Annotated in this window: 23 protein-coding genes; 11 read left to right on the top strand and 12 right to left on the bottom strand. The window is 68.5% G+C overall.

All coding sequences use genetic code 11. The features are described 5' to 3' along the window. Window positions 1-28: 28 nt before the first annotated feature. Window positions 29-943: a DUF5926 family protein gene (locus AZG88_RS30810; protein WP_005248874.1), complete on the top strand. Its 915-nt coding sequence runs from the start codon at window positions 29-31 to the stop codon at window positions 941-943. 68 nt (window positions 944-1,011) lie between these two features. On the opposite strand, the gene AZG88_RS30805 is transcribed toward AZG88_RS30810, so the two are convergent. Beyond that, on the bottom strand, window positions 1,012-1,557 hold the full coding sequence (locus AZG88_RS30805; protein ID WP_025431647.1) for a ferritin: 546 nt from the start codon (window positions 1,555-1,557) through the stop codon (window positions 1,012-1,014). 223 nt (window positions 1,558-1,780) lie between these two features. On the opposite strand from AZG88_RS30805, the gene AZG88_RS30800 reads away from it, so the two are divergent. Continuing rightward, the gene (locus AZG88_RS30800; RefSeq protein WP_061700020.1) at window positions 1,781-2,971 is read left to right on the top strand and encodes a lipase family protein; all 1,191 of its coding nucleotides are present in this window, start codon (window positions 1,781-1,783) and stop codon (window positions 2,969-2,971) included. Between the two features lie 10 nt (window positions 2,972-2,981). Here AZG88_RS30800 and AZG88_RS30795 read toward each other — a convergent pair whose 3' ends face one another. From AZG88_RS30795 to AZG88_RS30780, 4 genes are all read right to left on the bottom strand, one after another. Further along, window positions 2,982-3,533 carry a ferritin gene (locus AZG88_RS30795; protein ID WP_037181758.1) on the bottom strand — a complete coding sequence of 184 codons (552 nt, stop codon included), beginning with the start codon at window positions 3,531-3,533 and terminating at the stop codon, window positions 2,982-2,984. Window positions 3,534-3,556: 23 nt separating this feature from the next. Continuing rightward, complete coding sequence (locus AZG88_RS30790; protein WP_231914265.1) at window positions 3,557-4,768, bottom strand: LCP family protein; 1,212 nt, start codon at window positions 4,766-4,768, stop codon at window positions 3,557-3,559. Window positions 4,769-5,032: 264 nt separating this feature from the next. Then, window positions 5,033-5,851, bottom strand: a complete 819-nt coding sequence (locus AZG88_RS30785) for a CPBP family intramembrane glutamic endopeptidase (protein ID WP_061041738.1) — start codon at window positions 5,849-5,851, stop codon at window positions 5,033-5,035. 37 nt (window positions 5,852-5,888) lie between these two features. Further along, on the bottom strand, window positions 5,889-6,653 hold the full coding sequence (locus tag AZG88_RS30780; RefSeq protein WP_061041709.1) for a DUF2470 domain-containing protein: 765 nt from the start codon (window positions 6,651-6,653) through the stop codon (window positions 5,889-5,891). A gap of 116 nt (window positions 6,654-6,769) precedes the next feature. Between AZG88_RS30780 and AZG88_RS30775 the strand changes: the two genes are divergently transcribed. Genes AZG88_RS30775 through AZG88_RS30760 form a run of 4 tightly spaced genes read left to right on the top strand, consistent with a single transcriptional unit; the run spans window position 6,770 to window position 10,561 of the window. After that, window positions 6,770-7,462, top strand: a complete 693-nt coding sequence (locus tag AZG88_RS30775; RefSeq protein WP_061700018.1) for a hypothetical protein — start codon at window positions 6,770-6,772, stop codon at window positions 7,460-7,462. 36 nt (window positions 7,463-7,498) lie between these two features. Next, a complete protein-coding gene (pheA, locus tag AZG88_RS30770; RefSeq protein ID WP_231914264.1) occupies window positions 7,499-8,434 on the top strand; it encodes a prephenate dehydratase in 936 nt (311 codons plus the stop codon). After that, entirely contained in the window at window positions 8,431-9,102 is a 672-nt protein-coding gene (locus tag AZG88_RS30765) for a histidine phosphatase family protein (RefSeq protein WP_025431648.1), read from the top strand. The genes pheA and AZG88_RS30765 overlap by 4 nt, the downstream gene beginning before the upstream one ends. A 55-nt stretch (window positions 9,103-9,157) precedes the next feature. Beyond that, window positions 9,158-10,561: a lipase maturation factor family protein gene (locus AZG88_RS30760; RefSeq protein ID WP_025431649.1), complete on the top strand. Its 1,404-nt coding sequence runs from the start codon at window positions 9,158-9,160 to the stop codon at window positions 10,559-10,561. Window position 10,562: 1 nt separating this feature from the next. Here AZG88_RS30760 and AZG88_RS30755 read toward each other — a convergent pair whose 3' ends face one another. From AZG88_RS30755 to AZG88_RS30735, 5 genes are all read right to left on the bottom strand, one after another. Beyond that, the gene (locus AZG88_RS30755; RefSeq protein WP_061041707.1) at window positions 10,563-11,357 is read right to left on the bottom strand and encodes an ESX secretion-associated protein EspG; all 795 of its coding nucleotides are present in this window, start codon (window positions 11,355-11,357) and stop codon (window positions 10,563-10,565) included. After that, window positions 11,354-12,556 (bottom strand): PPE family protein, encoded by a 1,203-nt coding sequence (locus tag AZG88_RS30750; protein ID WP_061041706.1) that lies wholly within the window; start codon window positions 12,554-12,556, stop codon window positions 11,354-11,356. Before AZG88_RS30750 ends, AZG88_RS30755 begins: the two co-directional genes overlap by 4 nt. A gap of 34 nt (window positions 12,557-12,590) precedes the next feature. Beyond that, complete coding sequence (locus AZG88_RS30745; RefSeq protein ID WP_005260458.1) at window positions 12,591-12,896, bottom strand: PE family protein; 306 nt, start codon at window positions 12,894-12,896, stop codon at window positions 12,591-12,593. Between the two features lie 149 nt (window positions 12,897-13,045). Beyond that, window positions 13,046-13,396 (bottom strand): metallopeptidase family protein, encoded by a 351-nt coding sequence (locus AZG88_RS30740; protein ID WP_005248861.1) that lies wholly within the window; start codon window positions 13,394-13,396, stop codon window positions 13,046-13,048. 1 nt (window position 13,397) lies between these two features. Further along, on the bottom strand, window positions 13,398-14,504 hold the full coding sequence (locus AZG88_RS30735; RefSeq protein WP_061700016.1) for a septum formation family protein: 1,107 nt from the start codon (window positions 14,502-14,504) through the stop codon (window positions 13,398-13,400). Between the two features lie 81 nt (window positions 14,505-14,585). Between AZG88_RS30735 and AZG88_RS30730 the strand changes: the two genes are divergently transcribed. The 5 genes from AZG88_RS30730 (at window position 14,586) to AZG88_RS30710 (ending at window position 18,433) form a co-directional block, all read left to right on the top strand. Continuing rightward, entirely contained in the window at window positions 14,586-15,005 is a 420-nt protein-coding gene (locus AZG88_RS30730; protein ID WP_005248859.1) for an ankyrin repeat domain-containing protein, read from the top strand. A gap of 33 nt (window positions 15,006-15,038) precedes the next feature. Next, the gene (gene serS / locus AZG88_RS30725; protein ID WP_005248858.1) at window positions 15,039-16,295 is read left to right on the top strand and encodes a serine--tRNA ligase; all 1,257 of its coding nucleotides are present in this window, start codon (window positions 15,039-15,041) and stop codon (window positions 16,293-16,295) included. 89 nt (window positions 16,296-16,384) lie between these two features. Continuing rightward, window positions 16,385-16,564 (top strand): (2Fe-2S)-binding protein, encoded by a 180-nt coding sequence (locus tag AZG88_RS30720; RefSeq protein WP_005248857.1) that lies wholly within the window; start codon window positions 16,385-16,387, stop codon window positions 16,562-16,564. 91 nt (window positions 16,565-16,655) lie between these two features. Continuing rightward, window positions 16,656-17,141, top strand: a complete 486-nt coding sequence (bfr, locus tag AZG88_RS30715) for a bacterioferritin (RefSeq protein ID WP_005248856.1) — start codon at window positions 16,656-16,658, stop codon at window positions 17,139-17,141. 104 nt (window positions 17,142-17,245) lie between these two features. After that, window positions 17,246-18,433 (top strand): MFS transporter, encoded by a 1,188-nt coding sequence (locus AZG88_RS30710; RefSeq protein WP_061700014.1) that lies wholly within the window; start codon window positions 17,246-17,248, stop codon window positions 18,431-18,433. A gap of 52 nt (window positions 18,434-18,485) precedes the next feature. Here AZG88_RS30710 and AZG88_RS30705 read toward each other — a convergent pair whose 3' ends face one another. Both AZG88_RS30705 and AZG88_RS30700 read right to left on the bottom strand, forming a co-directional pair. Then, window positions 18,486-20,033: an MBL fold metallo-hydrolase gene (locus tag AZG88_RS30705; RefSeq protein WP_005248854.1), complete on the bottom strand. Its 1,548-nt coding sequence runs from the start codon at window positions 20,031-20,033 to the stop codon at window positions 18,486-18,488. A gap of 99 nt (window positions 20,034-20,132) precedes the next feature. Further along, window positions 20,133-20,960: a hypothetical protein gene (locus AZG88_RS30700; RefSeq protein ID WP_005248853.1), complete on the bottom strand. Its 828-nt coding sequence runs from the start codon at window positions 20,958-20,960 to the stop codon at window positions 20,133-20,135. Window positions 20,961-21,013: the final 53 nt, after the last annotated feature.

Below are 21,013 nucleotides of genomic sequence, written 5' to 3'. Positions count from 1 at the left end.
CCGGCGTCGGCGTGTAGGTTTTGGCGTCGTGGCAAAGAAGAGCAAGAGAAACAGTGGTCCGAAGCCCGGTAGTGCCCGCGCCGAGAAGCTCGCGCAGCGGCAGGCGGAACGGGAGAGCGCCGCAGCGGCCGTGACCCGGCCGTTCGAAGGCCTCGCCGCCGAATGCGATCTGGTGGCGCTGCGCGAGTTCGTCCCGTCGGCGACCGCCCCGCTGCCCGTCAAGGATTCGTCCCGTCCGGTGACGCTCGCGACCGTGCTGCCGGGTGCCGTCGCGGCGCTGGTGCGCGACGAGGGTGACAGTGCCACCGGGTTCGTCGGTGTGCAGGTCCAGGCGCATTCCGCGGATCTCGGCGCCGATCTGGCCGCGTCCGTCGCCTGGGTCCGTGACGCCGCAGCCGGCGAATCGCTGGCCTCCGCCAACCCCGGATCCGAGACGCCGGCACTGGCCGACGTGATCGACGCGGACGCACCCCTCGACATCACGGTGCACCAGGACTTCAACTGGTGGATCCCCGAAGGTGTGGAGCCGGCCCCCGAGGTCGCGACCACCGTGCAGCACGCGAATGCGGCGATCATGCCGTCCGCGCGAGTCGAGGCCGAAGGCGTCGTCGCGGCGTGGTGGGTCGATGCGGGCGAGAAGGCGCACATCCGCTGGGTGCGCCCGGAGAACGAGGATGATCTGATGCTGGCCCTGGCGCGCGTGCACGCGACCGGCGGCCTGCACCTCGGTGAGGGTTCGCGCTACGCCGGGTCGTTCCGGACGCACGGATTGCTGGTCCCGGTGTTCGACCTGGACCGCGAAAAGCATGCGAACGAGTGGGCCGCCGCCACCGTCGAACTCGGTCAGCGCCTGGCCGAAGCACTCGCCGTCGACGCGCCGCTCACCACCGAGGAGCGACGCGCCCGCGACGGACTGCGTGGCCGTCAGGTCACGTTGCGATAGGCCCTTCGGGCTCGTGAGTGGTTGAGGAGTACAGAGACTCGTCAACCACTCACGGGTGGCGGAGCCGCCTAGATGGAACCGCCGGCTGCGTGCGGTGCCCCGGACGTGTCTGCGGGGCCGCTCATCTCACGTGCGACGAACTCCTCGAGGTCGAACAGGTTGCTGCCCGCGCGGTCGGCGATGGTCAGCAGCGTCGTCATGCTGGCGACCTCCTCGACCTGCTCCTTGAGGAACCACTGCATGAACTGCTCGCCGAGGTAGTCGCCCTCCTCGCGGGCGGTGCTCGCCAACTGCACGATCTGCTCGGTGACCGTCTGCTCCTGCGTCAGGGCGAGGGCGATCGGCTCGCGAGCGTTGTCGAACTGGCCCTTCGCCGCGTCCACACCCGACAGTTCCACGGAGATGTCGCGGTCGAGGAAGTACTGGACGATCATCATGGCGTGGTTGCGCTCTTCGACGGCCTGCTTGTAGAAGTGCTTGGCCAACTGCGGCAGGTCCGCATTGTCGAAATAGATGGCAGTCGCGATGTACTGGTGTGACGCGTTGAATTCGTTGCGAATCTGGTCGTGGAGCAGAGCGTGGAATTTCGTCTTGTGCGCGTCAGTCGAAGTCATGAAATGGATAATATCGCTGGTCAGAGCGGGTGTCATCCAAGTTGAACCTAATTTTGGGAAGCTTGCCCAAACTAAAGTCAACCTAATTTCGGGACCATTTTGATGTCATTTCCCTAACCTGAACTGGCGACGGATCTCCGACGGGAACGGGGCAATCGGCGTCGGCGGGGCCTCGCCCGTGTATAAAATTCACAGCGTTCCGACGGTGCGGAGGGGCAGGCACATGTTGAGACGATCCGGTACGTGGCTAGCGTTGATCCTCGGTGCCCTTTTTCTGGGGGCGACTATTCCCGCCCCGGCGCAGGCCGAACCGTTGTATCCGTGGCCGGATCCCGACCCCTTCTATCTCGCTCCGCCCGACCTCGGGGTCCTGCGTCCCGGCGACGTCGTCCGGACGCGCCGGATCGACACCTGGATGTACGCGAACTCGGACGGGTGGCAGATCGCGTTCCGGTCGACGAACTCGACGGGACATCCGATCCTGGCCGTCACCACGGTTCTGCTTCCCCGCGGTGTCGCGAATCCTCCGCTGGTGTCGTATCAGGCCATCGTGAATTCGCTCGGAACCAAATGTGCCCCGTCGCGGTCGTTGTTCAACCTGGAACTGCAGGAGTCGCCGGGCCTGTATCTGGGTCTGCAACGCGGCTGGGCGGTCTCGGTGCCCGACCATCTCGGCCCGACCGGCGCCTACGGTGCCGCGAAACTCGGCGGCATGATCACCCTCGACAGCGTCCGGGCGGTGCAGCGGGTGGCCGAACTGGGGTTGTCGCACAGCCCCGTGGCGCTGGCCGGGTATTCGGGTGGGGGAATGGCCAGCGCGTGGGCGGCGGCGCTGGCCCCGAGTTATGCGCCGGAGCTGAAACTCGACGCGGTGGTGGCGGGCGGGATTCCCGCGGACCTCGAACAGATGGCCCAGGGCCTCGGATTCAATCCGCACCCGGGGTTCGGGCTCGCGTTCGCTGCCGCGATCGGCTTGGAACGCGAATACCCGGAACAGTTACCGATTTCGTCGCAGCTCAACGCGACCGGACTGTGGCTGCGCGAGTGGATGTCGAACGAATGCCGCCGGTTCCTGCTGTTTCACGGCGCCTTCCGCAGCGCCGGACAGCTGGCCGCGTCGACCAGCCTCATGGCGAGTTCGGGCGCGCACCAGGTGTTGCGCGACAACAGTCTGCGGTACTTCGAGGGGGTCCCGACCGCGCCCCTCTACCTGTGGCACGGCACCCTCGACGGGTTGACACCGTTCGATTCGGTTGCCGAGACCGCGCACCGCTACTGCGCCGCAGGAGCCAGACTGACGTTCGTCCCGTACGAGATCTCCGAGCACATGACGACGGCAGTGGTGGGCTTTCCCGACGCGTACGAATACGTGGCCGCGCGGTTCCGCGGCGAACCGGCGCCCACCCGCTGCTGACCCGAAAGGGTCAGACGCCGCCGCCCGCCCTCTTCGGCGCACCCGGCCGGATCGGCGAGTTCCCGCTCATCTCGCGGGCGATGAAATCCTCGATGTCGAACAGGTTGTCGCCGGCGCGTTCGACGATCGTCAGCAGGGTGTGCATGCTCGCGACCTCCTCGACCTGTTCTTCGAGGAACCACTGGATGAACCGCTCGCCGAGGTAGTCACCGGTGTCGCGGGCCGTCCGGGCGAGCTTGGTGATCTGTTCCGTGACGACGCGTTCCCGTTCCACGGCCAGGGCGACGGGGGCGCGCACCGAATCGAAATCGGTGACCACGTCGTCGACGCCGGGGACTGTCACTCGGAGATTGTTGTCGATGAGGTACTGGATCATCATCAGCGCGTGGCCACGCTCCTCGGCGGCCTGCGAATAGAACCGGCGAGCCAGTTGCGGGAGATCGTGCGAGTCGAAATAGACGGCCACCGCGATGTACTGCTGGGATGCGGTGAACTCGTTGCGGATCTGCTGCAGCAGGAGGGCATGGAACTCGCTGGGGGTCTTCGTCGCCGATTGAGACATGGGTGTCAGTTTACGGCCGTGCCTCACGGTCCGGTGGTGACCAGTTCGGCCGGGACCTGACGGTCGTTCGCCAGCGCGTCGAAGAACTGCGACGCCCGGTCGTGATCCCAGAGCAGCACATTCCCGGCACCGTCGACGTCCTCGAAACCGCCCACGGGAACGGTCGTGGTGATCATGTCGCCGCGTACCGCCCACGCGAGTGCGGCGAGGTGCCAGATGTGGTCGCTCTCGTCGACACGCAGTGATGCGGCGGTATCGGTGACGAGCGGCCAGACGCGGAACGGGTTGAGCCACGTCGCCGGACTGGTGGCCTTCGACATCAACGCCGCCATGAACATCCGCTGATGGTTCATCCGGTCGATGTCGGCGAGCGCGGTCGCACGGCTGCGGACGAAGCCGAGGGCCTGCGCCCCCGTCAATTCCTGGCAGCCGGGCGCGAGGTTGATCCCCGCGAGCGGATCGTCGATGGCGGTGTCCAGGCACATGTCGACGCCGCCGATCGCGTCGACGATGCCGGCGAAACCACCGAACCCGATCTCGGCGTAGTGGTCGATGTGCAGACCGGAGGCCTCCTCGACCGTCTGGGTCAGCAGTTGCGGACCGCCGAACGCGAACGACGCGTTGATCTTGTCCTCGCCGTAGCCGGGGATCGACACGTACGAGTCGCGCGGGATGCTCACCATCGTCGCCGGGCCGCCCCCGCTGGGGACGTGCACCACGATGATGGTGTCGGTGCGGTCGGGGCCGCTGTTGCCGCCGGTCGACAGCTGCTGTTCCTGCTCGGGCGTCAGCCCGGTGCGACTGTCCGAACCGACGAGCAGCCAGTTCGTGCCGGGGGTGTCGTCGATCCGGCCGGGGTAGTCGGCCAGCGCGTCGATCCGGTTCAGCGAACTGTCGAGGTAGTACGTCATGCCCGCGAGCGCCAGGACCAGCACCAGGAACAGGATGCCGATGCGACGGCCCCAGTTCCGCTTACGCTTGGGGCGTCGCTGCCCCGGGGGCTCCGGGGACCGCGGCGGTGCGAGCGGCGGCGGTGGTGGTGGCGTGCGAGGGGGACGCCGATCGGGCACCCGAGGCGGCGGTGGCGGCGCGTCACGGTAGGGCTGCGGCGTCTGGGTGGGCGCGTAGCCGCGCGGTCCCTGCGGCGGTGCCGACCGGGACAACTGCGGTTCGGGGGCCTGCGACCACGCCTGCTGGGGCGGCGGCGGGGCTCCGCGTCCGTCGCGGCGGATCACCTGGGTGCCCTCCGGCGGAGGCGCCGGGGGACCCTGCCGGGGAGCGGGGTGTCGCGGGCGGGGCGCAGGAGGTCCCTGTTGCGGGGGACCCTGCGGTGGCACCCGCCGCGTCTGCGGAGGAACCCGCTGGTCAGGTGGTGGCATTCGGCGGTTCGGGGGCGGCGGCACCTGCTGCCCGCCCTGCGTCCGCCGGGGCGGACGGGGCGGCAGCGGAGGGTAGGGGGCGTCGCCGGTCACCCGCACGACTTTACTGGTCCGGCCGGATTACGGAATCCAGCCGACGTGCCCGCGCAGTGCGGCGTAGCCGACGAACGCGACCGAATCGATGGTGGCGTGGGCGATCACGAGAGGCCACAACCGTCCAGTCTTCTGCCAGTACCGGCCGAACACCAGACCCATGGCGACGTTGCCCAGCCCGCCACCGAAACCCTGGTAGAGGTGGTACGTCCCCCGGAGCACCGCGGACGCGAGCAGCGACGAATTCTCGCTCCACCCGAGTTGCCGCAGCCGGGTGATCAGATACGCGACGACGAGCACTTCCTCCGCGCCGGAGTTCGCGATCGCCCACAGGATCAGGGCCGGCAGCCGCCACCAGTGATCCCCGATGGTGCTCGGGACGACGGTGAGATTGGCGCCGATCGCGCGGGCCAACAGGTAGAAGCCGAGCCCGGGCAGACCGATCAGCGCGGCGAGCCCGACACCCTGCGTCGCGTCGGGACGCCACCGGGGCCGGCCGAGCCCGACGGCGCGCGGGCCGAGGCCGCTGCGCCACAGGAGGTACAGGCCCAGCGCAGCCCACGCGAGGAGTTTCACGACGCCGAGCAATTGCCGGGCGATGTCGATGATCTGGTTCTCCGCGCGGGAGACGTTGAGGGCGACGGCCTGATCGGCGAGGTTTCCGGGGGTCAGGAGCGATTCGGACAGTGACAGCAGTCCCGACAGTCCGCTCGTCCCGAACGTGACGAGCAGGACGATCGTGATCTCGATCCACAGGGCCCGCCGCTCGCTCCCGGTGGCCGGCGGAGCCGCCGGTTCGGGTGGGGCAGGCCGTATCCAGGAGGCGAGCGTTGCACGCGAGATCACGCGCCACACGCTAGCGTGCGCCGAACCGGAATACCGATCAGCCGCGCGCGCGGAGTCCGTTCACGAACGGGCATCCCACCAGCAGTCGGATCGCCCTGCTCAGCGCGACGGTGTCGTCGACAGGCGCCGAGAACGGCATCCAGATGTCGCGATCGCCGTGATCGTTCTCGACGCGCAGTCGCAGCCCGTACCGGTCGATGCCCAGGGGGCGGACACGTCCGCGTCGCATGTGCGGCGGCAGTTTGCGGGACAGCATGTCGATGAGGTCGCGGTGGTCCTCGTCGAGATGCTGGAGCCAGGCGGTCTCCATTTCCCAGAACGGGTCGGGCCGGGCGGCGAGCAGGTCGTCGAGGGCGACGGGTTCGGCGCCACTCGAATCGGCGACCACCGCCGATTCGAGGCGGAGCTGCAGCAGCGTCGCATCGTGCCCGACGTCGAGAAGTCCGGGGTGCGGGTATTCGGACGCCACCTCGTCGGCCAGCGTCCGGGTGTGTGCCTCGCAGAGGGCGTGGAGGTTGCCGCGCAGCCAGACGAGCGACCGCACGGGCTCACGCAGCGCGAGCGGTGAGTTGTCGGTGAGCTCCAGCACGGCGGGGATTCCGCCGCCACCGGCGAGCCAGGACAACGTGGCGGCGGCCGATTCGGTGGGAACCGCGACGACGACGTCGCCGCTGGACCGCAGGTGGTGTACCGACGTGACGGTCGGTGCGCTGCCTTCGACGGCGAGTACCGCGTCCTGGGTCCGTGCGCACGAGCTACGCACACGCTCGGCGGTGGACGGACCGGTGGTCGTGACGGGCATGGAGCCTCCTTCAGGGTTCCGCGATACTGAGGTAATCCTAACCTAATGTGGCCGAGTCGGCGATGGCAAGACCCCGACACGATTCCGGTCCACGAGGTGGGCATTACGGTGGGGAGGTGGCTATACCTCTCTCCCTCGGTGTCCCGCGATCACGCGGACCGCAGTCGTTGCTCGCGGAACTTCTCAGCGGATCCCAGGACTCGAGCCCGGCCGCAGGCGGCGCACTCGGACCGCGGGTGGTCCCGGCGTCCGCACTGCTCGACGCCGTCGGGACCGACGCCGGCCGCGTCATCGTGGGTCTCGACGTCGACCCCGCCGTTCTCCGCACCAGCGAGCAGGCCTCCTACGAGGCGGTCCGCTTCCACGTCGACTGCCCCGCGGGCCAGCTCGGCGACGCGGTGGCGCTCCGGCTGCCGTCTCCGCTCGCGGTGTTCGTCACGATCGACGGCAGCGACGACCCCGGTCTCGCCGAGACGGCGCAGCAACTCGCGGACGCCGGCCGCATCCCGGGCCTCGCGAGCGGACACACCATCGGCGAGGTCGCCGACTTCCTGGCCGTCCTCGCGCACGCAGACGTCGGATACGTGGCGAGAGCCCGCGACACGGCCGAGGTGCTCGCGCTGCTGTCCGGGACTGTCGCGTCCCTTCGTGGCGACGACGTGCGGGCGGCGCTCGCGGCACCCGATTCCACGAGGCTCGCCTCGCTGATTCCCGAGGCCGCGGAGGCCGTCCGCGAGGTCCTGCTGGGGGTCGAGGTGCGCGACCCGGCGCTCGTCGCCCGTGAGCTGGCGGACTCGGGTCTGCGGTAAACATTCACCGTCAATGCGCCGGTCCGTCAACGCTCGGTGCGTAATCTCGTAGGCGTGCCAAAGATCGCGTATTTCGGACCCTCGGGAACCTTCACGGAGATGGCGCTCGCCCAGCTCGAGGCCGCGGGCGCCTTCGACGGCCCGGTCGAGCGGGTAGCCGCGACGAGTCCGCCCGCCGGCCTGGCCAAGGTGCGCGACGGCGTCGTCGACGGTGCCGTCGTTCCCATCGAGAGCTCCGTCGAGGGGGCCGTGGTGCCCACACTCGACTCGCTCGCGCTGGGCGACCGCCTGCAGATCGTGGCCGAGACCGAGCTCGATGTGGCGTTCACGATTCTCGGCGGGGCAGGCATCGAGCGGCTCGATCAGGTGCGCACCGTGCGGGCGTACCCGGTGGCTGCCGGTCAGGTGCGAATCTGGCTGGAGGAGAACTGCCCCGGCGCCGAACTCCAGACGGCGTCCTCCAACGCAGGCGCCGCCGAGGACGTGGCGAACGGCCTCGCCGACGCGGCCGTGTCCACCGCGCTCGCGGGCGAACGGCTCGGGCTGCGCAGCCTGGCCGACGGGGTGGCGGACGAGAAGAGCGCCCGCACCAGGTTCGTTCTCGTCACCGCGCCGACCCGGGTGCCCGCACGCACCGGCGGCGACCGCACCTCGGCCGTGCTCGAACCCCACAACACCCCCGGCTCCCTCGTCGGTGTGCTCTCCGAGTTCGCGACCCGCGGAATCGATCTCATCCGGATCGAATCGCGCCCGGTGCGCACCACCCCCGGCTTGTACCGCTTCTTCGTCGACTGCATCGGGCACATCGACGACCCGCTCGTCGCCGAGGCGTTCCGTGCGCTGCACCGCAAGTCGCACGTGCGGTTCCTCGGGTCCTGGCCCGCGGCGAACCCCAGCGGCCCGCCGCCGCCGTCCGACGGAGACGCAGCGGACTGGATCGAACGAATCCGTCAGGGAGAGAGGGAATCGTGAGCGGCAAGCTGATCCTGGTCCGGCACGGGCAGACCGAGGCCAACGTCGAGCGCAGGCTCGACACCCGGCTGCCCGGTGCCCGGCTGACACCCGAAGGGCTCTCCCAGGCCGAACGGCTGGGCACCGACCTCGCCGCGAAGGCGATGACGGCCGCCCTCGTGTCCTCGCAGGCACTGCGTGCCCGGCAGACGGCGCGCTTCGTCGAACTCGCGTCGGGCATCGCCGTCCAGGTGCGGGAGGGCCTGCACGAGGCCCAGGCGGGTGAACTCGAGGACCGCAGCGACGAGGAGTCGCACAAGCTGTTCATGAAGACGTTCCACCTGTGGCACACCGGCGAGTTGGACGCCCGGGTTCCCGGCGGGGAATCCGCCCACGACATCCTCGAACGGTATGTGCCGGTCGTGGACGCCCTGCGTGAGCAATACCTCGACGACCCGGCGGAATCGGGAGACGTCGTGCTGGTCAGCCACGGCGCCGCCATCCGGCTCGTGGCAGCGCAACTCGCCGGGGTGCCCGGGCTGTTCGCCGCCAACAATCATCTGGCCAACACGCAATCGGTGGAGCTGACACCGCTCGCGGGCGGCGGCTGGGAGTGCGTGCGCTGGGGAACCGTCGAGCCACCGTTCGAGCACCGGGTGATCCCCGGCGCGGACGACCCGATGGGGTGACGTCGTTGCGCGCACTGTGGGGTTGCGCGACGATGGAGGAAACCGTCCTCGAGGAGTGACGGCGGTGGATTGGTTCGTTGGCGATGACTATTCGCTCGGTCGGCTGCTTGTCACCGAGGGGCTCGCCGCGATCTATCTCGTCGCGTTCGTGGCCGCGAGAAACCAGTTCAGGCCGCTCGTCGGCAGCAACGGGATGCTGCCCGTCCCGAACTTTCTCCGCGCCGTCACGTTCGGACGTTCACCGAGCATCTTCCATTTCCACTACTCGGACCGATTCTTCGAGGCGGTCTGCTGGACCGGCGCCGTACTGTCTCTCGCCGCGCTGCTCGGTCTGACACAGATCATCCCGCTCGCGGCGTGCATGCTCGTGTGGTTCGCCCTGTGGGTGCTGTACCTCTCGATCGTCAACGTCTCCCAGATCTGGTACAGCTTCGGCTGGGAGTCGTTGCTGCTCGAGGCGGGTTTCCTCGCGATCTTCCTGGGCAACGCGTCGGTCGGTCCGCCGATACTCGTGCTGCTCGTGCTGAGGTGGTTGCTGTTCCGCCTCGAGTTCGGGGCCGGGCTGATCAAGATGCGCGGCGACCGATGCTGGAAGGACCTCACCTGCCTGTACTACCACCACGAAACCCAGCCGATGCCCGGACCGTTCAGCTGGTACTTCCACCGGCTGCCGAAGCCGCTGCACAAGGTGGAGGTGCTCGGCAACCACTTCGCTCAGCTGGTGGTGCCGTTCGGGCTGTTCGCGCCGCAACCGGTCGCCGCCGTCGCCGCGACGATCATGATCGTCACCCAACTGTGGCTGGTGGCGAGCGGTAACTTCTCGTGGCTGAACTGGACGACCATCGTGCTGGGGCTGTCCGTCATCCCGGACGGCGTGTACGAGAAGGTGCTGCCGTTCGACGTCCCGGCCGCCGGTGACTCGGCGCCGATGCCCTTCGTCGTGCTGGTGATCGCGGTGACGGCGCTCGTCGTCGTGTTGAGCTACTGGCCGATTCGCAACATGATCTCCCACGGGCAGCGCATGAATGCGTCGTTCAACAAGTGGCATTTCGTCAACACGTACGGCGCGTTCGGCAGCATCACCCGGGTGCGTTACGAGGTGATCGTGGAGGGCACGTCGGACGCGCACTCCAGTGTGCACTCCGTGTGGAAGGAGTACGGCTTCAAGGGGAAACCGGGTGACGTCAACCGGCGACCGCGCCAGTTCGCGCCGTATCACCTGCGGCTCGATTGGTTGTTCTGGTTCACGGCGATCTCGCCCGGCTACGCCGAACCGTGGTTCCGGGGTTTCGTCGAGAGGCTGCTGCGCAACGATCGCGACACGCTGAAGCTGTTGCAGTACAACCCGTTCCCGGAGGAGCCGCCGAAACACGTGCGTGCGCGGATGTACCGGTACGAATTCACCACCTGGAAGGAGCGCCGCGAGACCGGCGCCTGGTGGAAGCGGCAACCGGTGTAGGTCAGCGGAGCCGGTCGGCCAGCGACTCCAGCGCCTGCCGTAGGCGCTGCGGGGTGCCGGGGCTGAGCGACGACCACGCCACCCCGTGCGCGGAGACACTGGACGTGCCGACGATCCGTCCCGCCGACGTGTCGAAGACTGTGACAGGCCCGCCCACGGGGTCGTATCGTCCGTCGCCGTAGACGATTCCGACGATCTCGGCGTAGGTGGTGCAGCCGGCCATCGCGTTGCCGAGGACGGTCGCGTCGACCGCCGTCACCCCGAGTGCGGTGAGGGCGGCGGCGAGCGACTTGCCGTCCCCGCCCTGATCGAAGGCTTCGCCGAGTTGGACCGTGGGTGCGTTGACGACGCCGACGCTCATCGGCTCTGCGGCCCCCAGCGCTCCGATCACGGGGGCGAAGATGTCGACGCCCGCATCCTGGACGACGTACGTGTCGCCGGCGCGCAGGGCCAGCACCGAGCGGGCATCGCCCTGGGAGATGCACAGTCTCGAGATGCTGCCGTCGACGTACCAGCGCAGGGCGATCTCCCACAGCGGTCGGGCGAGAACCCGCAGGCGGTCGGCGAGTTCGGGGTTAACCCCGCCGCCCGGGAGCAGGTCCCGGGCGGCGAGGGTGTCGACTGCGCCGCGGAACGCTGCGTCCCTGGCGTCGTACGTGTCGTACCGCGGGGTGGCGTCGAGCACCACCGGCAGCACGTCGAGCGCGAGCGTGTCGACGAGATAATCCATTTCGTCGAGGCTCAGGGTCACAGCCGGGAGGGTCGGTACGCCCGGCTGGGTGCCCAGATCGATCACCGTCCGGACTCCCGGTGGTCGGGGTTCGCGCCGATCACCGACGGAATGACGGTGCGCCCGTCGGAGAAGTGCTCGAAGTTCTTCAGGTAGTCGGGGGTCTCCCGTTCGTCCTCGTCCTGCGAACCCGCTCCGCCCGCGCCCGTTCCGCGCCCGACCGTGATCGGTCCGCTACCGGTGGCGCCGCGCGCCGCCGCGGCCGGGTTCACGTCGGCGCGAACGTCTCCGATCACCCCGCCGGGTGCGGTTGCCGGTGCGCCGGGCCGTGCGCCCTGGCCGCCGTCCGTCTTGCCCCAGCCCTCGGGCAGGGTCGCCCCGCCTGCGGTGCCCGCACCGATCGCACCGACCGAGGTGCGGGCTGCCGCAGCGCTGGTCGAGGCGGAGCCGCCGCCGTACGCGCCGCCGGACATCATCGGCGCACCGCCCACCATCGGGGTGACGCCGCCACCGGTGACCGCGGACAATGCCGCGCCACCGATGTTGCTCGCCGCCGACGTGGCGGTCGAGACGGTGGTGCCCGCGATGCTGCCGACCTGCGATGCGGCGGTGGCGACGGCCGGGTTCTGGCCGGCGGCCATCAGTGCGGCAGCGGCGGCACGCGTCGGATCGAATTCACCGTCGGACGGGATTTCGTCGAAGGTCCCGACCTCCTTCGAATCGGCCTTCGTGACGATACGAGGGGGCTGCCGGTACGTGCGTTTGAGTGCCAGGATGTTCGACGCGGCCTCGTATCCCTCCATCACGAGCCCGGCGCGAATGTCCATCGCGCGGTCCGCGGCTTCGGCGGCCGCGGCGGTGCCGTTGAGCGCCCCACCCGTCGAATACGCGGTGGCCTTCGCGGTCTTCACCGCGACGATCTCGGGGATGCTGGGCATGATGAGCGCGGCGGTGGTGTAGGCGCCCGCTTCGAGCCCGGCCTTCGCTGCGGTGTCCGCGGCGAGTTCGGCACATTCGGCTGTCCACACCGTGAACGGCGTGATCTTCGCGAGCGCCGCGACCGCGGACACACCCTGCCAGCCGGCCGCGAGTTCGGCCATCACGCGGACCAGTGTGAGGTTGGCGTCGACGAAGCTCGTGGACAGCGCCGTCCATGCTGCGCTCGCCACGCTGAGCGGCACCGGACCCGCGCCGGCGGCGAGGGTGGTCGAGTTGACGGTTGCCCCTCGGGGCAACCAGATGACACCTGTCAGTCCCATGGTCATGTCTGATCTCCTGGTGGTCTCGAGGCGCCGGCCGTCACATGCCCGCAGCGAGGGACGCGCCGAGCGCGAGGTCCTCGGCGACATACAGCGCGGCCTGGGTGCGGAGCGTGTTCGCGGTCTCGCGCATCTCGAGAATGCCCTGGGCGACAGCAGGAGTGAACGTGTTGGCGACGGTGTCGAAGTAACCAGCCGCGTGCAGCGAGACCTCCTCGCTCCCGGAGGGAAGCACCCGGATGGCCGCGGAGTTGAGAGCGACCGCGGTCTCGAGACGCGCGGCGAGCGCGTCGAGTTCCACGGCGGCGGCGACAAGAGCTTCAGGTGCGACGTGCAGAGCTGGCATGGCGTCGAACTCCTTCTTGACCTAGGCAGGCGGAAGGCAGTTGCCCCCCGGCAAACGAACTGCATGTGCAGCTGTCCCTACACACTTGGACGCTGCAACGCGCTCTTCGGTTCCCCCCGATCCCGAGAAATTCTTCTCGGAAAAACCGTTCATCCCCAGCCGAGCTCGTGCAAGCGATCTTCTTCTATCCCGAAGTAGTGCGCAACCTCGTGTATCACGGTGACGGCCACCTCGTGGACGACTTCCTCCTCCGAACTGCAGATTTCGAGGAGGGCGTCGCGGTAGACGGTAATCGTATCGGGCAGCGATCCGCCGTAATGGCTGTCCCGTTCCGTCAGCGCGATCCCGTGGTAGAGGCCCAGAAGATACGGGTCCTCGTCGTTGCGGTCGTCGACGAGGACGACGACGTTGTCGATCGCGGCCGCGAGCCGGGGTGGGATCAGATCGAGTGCGTCGCCCACCAATTCCTCGAATCGGTCGGGCGTCATGCTCACCGCCACATCAGTTCCCGGGGACCGGCACTGCGCCGGGAAGCGGCGTCGGAATCGACCTACCCTCCGGGACCGGCGGCGGCGGTACGGGCGCCGCACCGTCGATGAGGATCTCGCCCTTCGCCGAACCGGTGATGGTCGAGAAGCCGCCGGCGTCGGTCTCCTTGCCCACCGAGCAGTTCACCCGCCTGCTGCCCGCGAGCCAGCTGTCGAGTTCCAGGTTGTCCCAGAACAGCGTGAGTGTCTTGTTGCGCAACGCGTCGGCGGAACCGAGGTACTCGTTGGCGGCCTGCGTGCACACGCCTTCGAGATACTTGTCCTGGTCTTCGACGGCCGGCATCGAGGAAGGGAACTGGGTGGCCAGGTCGACGACGGAGATCACTTCGAAGGCGTGGGGTTGCGCGCAGTCGACGGGGTCGGTGGGCACGTTCTGGTTGATTCCGATGCAGGTGCCCGGATCCCAGATGTTGGATTGGTCCTGCTCGGCCACCTTGCCGGCGAACGGCAGCAACGTCCCTGCGGTGCTGGAGAATTGGAGGCCGCACCGCAGAGTGCGCTCGCCCGCCGCCCAACCGGACTCGCTGGGGAACATGAGACCCACGCTGAACTTGCCGTACGGATCGAACTTCGCGCCGAGGTACGTGTCGACGGCGGGCACACAGTGTTCGTCGCGCAGCGCGGCGAACCGCAGCGCACCCGGGTAACGCGAACCCGGACCGAACTCGGCGCCCGGATACACGCTGAGGTCCAGCGGCGCCGCCACCTCGAACCGGTGTTCCTCCGAGCAGTCGACCTTCGCGACGTCCTTCCGGTCTTCCTGCGGATCGTTCGACGGCGTCCAGTCGAGGCAGTCGCCTGCCGCCGCCGAAGCGAACGCGTCGCCGTCCACCGAACCCGTCGCCTGCGGTCCGGAACCGGGGGAGTGCGCGGGGAGGTTCTCGCTGCGGTTGAAACCGCCGGCGATCGCGAACGTGGCGATCGCCGCCACCACGGCACCTGCCGCGACGGCCGCGAGCGCGCGACGCGTCGTGGTCGCGGACATGCTGCGGGGAGCCTTCTCCGGTTGCCCGGCATTCTTCGGCTGGGGGTCGGCGCCGTTCGACTGATCTGAGGACATCGATTTCCATAATGCCTGTTCCGATCGTGGAAGCAGAACAACTCCCGCAATCGGCTCGAACCTGGCGTAACTTCGACGACCATGAGTGACGATCCTCAGCACTCCGCCGAGCCGGTGGATCCTGAACTGCAAGAGCTCGCCGGGCGTGTGTTCGACACGGCACGATCCGGCGACGCCGTGTCCTTGGCCACGTACCTCGACGCGGGCGTCCCGGTGAACCTGGCAAATCAGAACGGCGACACTCTGGTGATGCTGGCCGCCTACCACGGTCACGCCGTGGCCGTTCAAGTCCTGATCGACCGTGGCGCCGACGTCGACCGGCTCAACGACAAGGGGCAGTCCCCGCTGGCAGGGGCGCTGTTCAAGGGTGAGGACGCCGTTGTGCGGACCCTCGTCGCCGGTGGTGCCGACGCCACGGCCGGCCACCCGACCGCCGTCGACGCCGCCCGCATGTTCGGCCGCGAGGACCTTCTGAGCCTGCTGGAACCGAAACCGGAGTGAGCCGCTCCGCGGCGCCCGGTAGGGTTTGAAGCCGTGATTGACCTGAAGTTCCTCCGCGAGAACCCCGACGCCGTCCGCGAGTCGCAGCGCACCCGTGGCGAAGATCCCGCCCTGGTCGACGCATTGCTCGAGGCCGACGCGTCCCGGCGCGCCGCGGTTCTCGCCGGCGACAATCTGCGTGCCGAGCAGAAGGCGTTCGGCAAGAAGGTCGGGCAGGCGTCCCCGGAGGAGCGTCCGGCGCTGCTCGAGGGGTCCAAGGAACTCGCGGCCAAGGTCAAGCAGGCCGAGGCCGAGCAGCACGAGGCGCAGGCCGCGCTCGACGCCGCGCACCGGGCGATCTCCAACGTCGTCCAGGAGGGCGCCCCCGCGGGCGGCGAGGACGACTTCGTCACCCTCGAGACGGTCGGCGAGATTCCCACGTTCGACTTCGAACCCAAGGACCACCTCGAGCTGGGTGAGTCGCTGGGGCTGATCGACATGGAGCGCGGTGCGAAGGTCTCCGGTGCCCGCTTCTACTTCCTCACCGGCTTCGGCGCGATGCTGCAGCTGGGAATGCTGCAGCTGGCCGCGCAGAAGGCGATGGCCAACGGCTTCCAGATGATGATCCCGCCGGTACTGGTGCGACCGGAGATCATGGCGGGAACCGGGTTCCTCGGCGCCCACGCGGACGAGATCTACCACCTCGCCGACGACGACCTGTACCTCGTCGGCACGTCCGAGGTCCCGCTGGCCGGGTACCACTCGGGCGAGATCCTCGACCTCGCCGACGGCGCCAAGCGGTACGCCGGCTGGTCGACGTGCTTCCGCCGCGAGGCCGGCAGCTACGGCAAGGACACCCGCGGCATCATCCGGGTCCACCAGTTCGACAAGGTGGAGATGTTCACCTACTGCAAGCCCGAGGACGCCGACGCGGAGCACCAGCGCCTGCTCGCGTGGGAGCGCGACATGCTCGCCGCGATCGACGTGCCCTACCGCGTGATCGACGTGGCCGGCGGCGACCTGGGGTCGTCGGCGGCCCGCAAGTTCGACTGCGAGGCCTGGGTGCCCACGCAGCAGGCGTACCGCGAGCTCACCTCGACGTCCAACTGCACGACGTTCCAGGCGCGTCGTCTCGGTGTCCGGTACCGCGACGAGAACGGGAAGCCGCAGACGGCCGCGACCCTCAACGGCACCCTCGCCACCACCCGGTGGATCGTCGCCATCCTGGAGAACCACCAGCAGTCCGACGGCACCGTGCGGGTGCCCGAGGCGCTCGTGCCGTTCGTCGGGACGGATGTCCTGAAGCCATGAACGCAGGCTCAGGATTTTGGGAAGGCTACCCTTGCGCGAATGCCGAAATGATGTAACCCTTACCTAATCGAGTTGGTGAGGAGCTCCACATGTTCGTGTGCATCTGCAAGGCAGTGACGGAAGACGAAGTGCACGAGCACTGTGCTGCCGGAGCTGACAGTGCGGACGCCATCGGTGAGCGTTGCGGCGCCGGATGGGGATGTGGAACCTGCGTCGATCGGTTGAAGGAGATTCTGGAGCGGTCCGCCGCCGACAGCGTGGCCGCGTGACGAAACCGCAGCACAACTGAATCCCGCGATCGACTACATCGCGGACACTGCCAGTGGTACGTTCGCCTCAACCGGGGCGAACGGAGAAGTCATGCGCGGCGACGACGAAGTCATTGCTCTTCTCAACGAACAGTTGACCAGTGAGCTGACTGCGATCAACCAGTACTTCCTGCACTCCAAGATGCAGGCCAATTGGGGCTTCACCAAACTGGCGGACAAGACTCGGGCGGAGTCCATCGAGGAGATGAATCACGCCGAGATCCTCACCGACCGGATCCTGTTTCTCGAGGCGCTTCCGAACTATCAGAAGCTGCTGCCGCTGCGCATCGGGCAGGACCTGCGCGAGCAATTTCATTCCGACCTCTCCATCGAAGTCGAGGTCGTCGAGCGTCTGCGTCCGGGCATCCAGATGTGCCGCGACAAGGGCGATGCCACGTCGGCGAAACTGCTCGAGACGATCCTCGAGGAAGAAGAGGATCACATCGATTACCTGGAGACGCAGATCGAACTGATGGACAAGATGGGCGACCAGCTCTACATGGCCCAGCTCGTCGATCAGCCGCCCACCGTCGGATAGGCCGAAAACGGGGTGACACCCCCGGCGTGGAGTGCGAAACTGGGCGCGTGAGATATCCCGCCGCCCAGCCTTGACCCAGTTCGCAGCGTTCTCTCGCCGTCCGCGTGGTCGGCTACGTGTCCACGCGCGACCTCATCCCGCTCTACGGTCTGTACGACCTGCTGTTCGCCGACCACGGACTGAGCGTCGGTCAGATCTCGTCCCTGTTCGTCATCTGGTCGGTCGTGTCCTTCGTCGCCGAGGTGCCGTCCGGCGCGTGGGCCGACACCGTGTCTCGACGTGGCCTCCTGGCGTTCGCATCAGTGCTGTACACGGCCGGATTCACGGTGTGGATCCTCATGCCGTCGTACGCGGGATTCGCGGCCGGATTCGTGTTGTGGGGCATCAGCGGCGCCATCCAGTCGGGCACGTTCGAGGCGTTGCTGTACGACGAACTCGTGGCGCGAGGCGCTGCCGGTGACTTCGCGAGGTTGCTCGGCTACGCCAACTCCGGCGCCATGGTGTGCAACCTTCTCGCGACCCTGACGGCGGCGACGCTCTACGTCCTCGGCGGATATCCGCTGGTCGGGTGGGTGAGCGTCGGTGCGACCGTGGTCCACGGGGGCTTCGCCCTGCTGCTGCCCGCGGCACCCGAGGCCGAGGAGTCGGACGAGACCCTCGCCGCCACGGACGCACGACGGGGACTCGCGGCCCGGTATGCCGCGATGCTGCGCGCCGGCCTCGGCGAGGTGACGCGGGAGGCGGTGGTCCGGCGCGGAGTGCTGCTGTCGGCGGTGCTGATCGCGTTCCTGGCGTTCGACGAGTACTTCGGGCTGCTCGCGCGCGACGGCGGAACATCGACGGCGTCCGTACCGCTGCTCGTCGCGATCACGGTGAGCGGTCAGGTGGTCGGCACAGCCCTCGCCGGACGCACGGCGTCGATGCGTGCCGTGACGATGGGGCGGGCCGTCGCCGTCGCCGCGATCCTGCTCGGCGGGGGCGCGCTGCTCGGCGGTGTCCCCGGATTCCTCGCGCTCGGCGTCGGCTACGGCATCCTCGGCAACGCGATGATCGTGTCGGAAGCGCGCGTACAGGATGCGATTACCGGTCCCGCACGCGCCACCGTCACATCGGTGGCCGGACTGCTCGGTGAGGTGGCCGCGGTGCTGATCTACGCGGGGGTCGCCGTCGGATCCCTGTGGCTGTCGGTCACGACGTTCGTCGCGGCACTGGCCGTTCCCGTGCTGCTGTCGGCGGTCCTGGTGCGTCGGTGGCTGCCGCCGGTCCGCGCCGACGCCGCTGCTGCCGGGTGAACGTACCCTTCGACGCCTCAGATGCGCCGAAGGGTACGTTCGCCCGCCGGGGTCAGAGCTTGGTGGACCGCAGTTCGTGTCCCTTGGACGTCTTGCAGCGACCGGATTCGAGGTCCCACTGCCAGCCGTGCAGGTTGCAGGTGAGGCTGGTGCCGTCGACGACGCCGAACTTCGACAGGTCGGCCTTCAGGTGCGGGCACCGACGCTGGATCTCGTACCCGCCGAGTTCGATCGACGCGGAGTCGTCGTGGGCCTCGGCGAACCAGCCGTCGGCGTACGCGATGCGCTCGTCGGTGAGGCACTTGAAGAACGTGTAGAGGAATTCGTTGTATCCGCCGACGCGCCAGGCCTCGAAGCGGGTGGACAGGAAGATGGTGTTCACCCAGTCGGGCTCGTCGTCGCGCAGCACCGTGCGCACCAATTCGGGGGCGATGCGGAAGCCGTAGCGGTACTTGCCGTCCTTCTCGCCGCGCGGACGGACGGTGCGCTGCGGGAAGTCGAGGACGACGGTCTCGTCGCCCATCACCAGGCCGACGGGGTAGCCGATGCCGTCGCAGATCAGGTCGGACTGCTTCATGATCGGCTCGAACTTCGCCTTGAGCGCCTCCAGCAGCGGCTCACCCTCGGCGGGGGCCCACGTGGCCTTCTCGGCGGCGAGGACCGGCGCCATGCGCTTCGCCATGTCCTCGATGTACGCGGCCTTGTCGGAGAAGATCTTGTCGACCTCGGCGTCCGGGATCGGGTGCGTGAGCGTCAGCTCGCCGCCCTTCAGGTCCGCGGTGGACCCCGGGATCATCAGGATGCCGCCGTCGTTGCCGTGGATCCGCATCTGCTCGAGGAACGTGATCTGGTCGGGGAAGATGTTGCCCTCGTCACCCCGGTCGTCGTTCAGGTAGCGCAGGGCGTCGTCGAGGAACACCGGCGGTCCGGCGGACGGCACCACCCACGTGGCCGCGACCTGCTCGATGTAGCTGCGGCAGCGGTCCATGCCTCGCTGCCGCTTCTGCTTGCCGAAGTTGGCCTTCGTCTTGGTGGGGATGTCGTAGACCATCGGGTACCAGATGGCGCCCGAGTACTGCAGCAGGTGGATGTCGATCTTGCCGAACTCGTCGTGCAGGACGTCCATGTCGACGGGGCGCGCGTCGTTCATGTTGAAACACGTGGTCTCGCCGTCGGACACCACGAGACCCGAGTCGCCGATCGGACCGTCCGCGGGGGCGCGCAGCGCGATGATCATGACGTCGAGGTCACCCTTGGGGCCGGTGACCTTGTGCTTGACCGAATCCTCGGTCTCGAAGAACGTGTGGAAGCCCAGCGCCTCGAGTTCACGCTTGAGGTCCGGCACCGGGTAGTCGGGGAGCAGCACCGTTGCGTCCTTGTTGACGTGCTTGCTCAGGTTCTCCGGGTCGAAGTGGTCCTTGTGCAGGTGCGACACGTACAGGTAGTCGCAGTTGCCCAGGGTGTCCCAGTCGAGCTGGGTGTTGTCCGGGAACGGGAACCAGGACCCGAAGTACGCGGGGTTCACCCAGGGGTCGCACAGGATCGAGCCTGCCTCGGTCTGGATGTGGAATCCGGCGTGTCCGACGCTGGTGACCTGCACTGGTATGCCTCCTGGGAGCTGAGCGACTGTTCCAGAGTAGGCGTTCCCCCCAGGTGAGTGGCAATGCGCGCTCCAGCACACCATGCCACTCACGTGCGGTCAGGTCACTTCGCCCAGGCAGTAGCCGTCGGGGCCGATGGACAGCGTGACCTGCCTGGTGTTCGTCACACCGGACACGTCGGTGACGGGAACGGACACTTCCAGGTAGTCGCCGCGGACCGGGGTGGCGGTCATCGCGTCGGCGGCGAACGCCGTGGTCCCGGCGAGGACGTCGGGGTCGAGCTGGAGCGGCGGCCTGCCGCCGGTGCCCGTGCCGGACGGGTCCCAGGGGCTGAAGCCGGGGCAGATCAGCGGGTAGGCGGTCTCGGTGTCCGCCCTGTTCACCGGCGCGCCCGACTCCCGAGACAGGAATCGGGTGACGGCGTACTCGGCGTCGGCGGGGGTGTAGAAGTCGACGGTCCCGGCGGGGTGGACGTGCGGGCAGGCGTAGCCGGACGCGATCTCGCTGCGTTTGACGGACACCGTGGTGCCGCCGCCTGTCCACGACACCGCGAACTGTCCGTCGACGCCGGGTTGCGCGAGCGCCCCGAGGATCGCGGACGTGTCGGCGTACTGGTCGGCGGCCTGGGCGGACGGCAGCGTCCAGCATTTCGCGGGGACGGTGTCGGGCCGGGTGACCAGGTCGGTGGCCCAGGCGCGGACGGCGTCGACCGCTGCGGGGTTGCCGGGCACGTCGCCGACGATCACCTGCGGCACCGGGGCAGGCGGCGTGGTGGTCGTGGGCTCGGCGGCGGATGTGGGCGCGGAAACGGTGTCGGCCGGGGGCTCGTCCGTCGGGATGCCGGACTGCGAATCGCACGCCACCCCCGCGCCGAGGATCACCGCGACGACCGGCGCGATGAGCGCCCTCCTGCCCCTGCCAGCCATCTCCAGCGCGCCCTTTCTGTCGACTCCCCACCGAATGTCCGTCCCCGACGGCG

The organism is Rhodococcus sp. LB1, from assembly GCF_001583455.1.
Taxonomy (GTDB): Bacteria; Actinomycetota; Actinomycetes; order Mycobacteriales; family Mycobacteriaceae; genus Rhodococcus_F; species Rhodococcus_F opacus.
The sequence above is the reverse complement of the archived record's forward strand: the minus strand, read 5'-3'. Positions and strand labels throughout refer to the sequence as shown.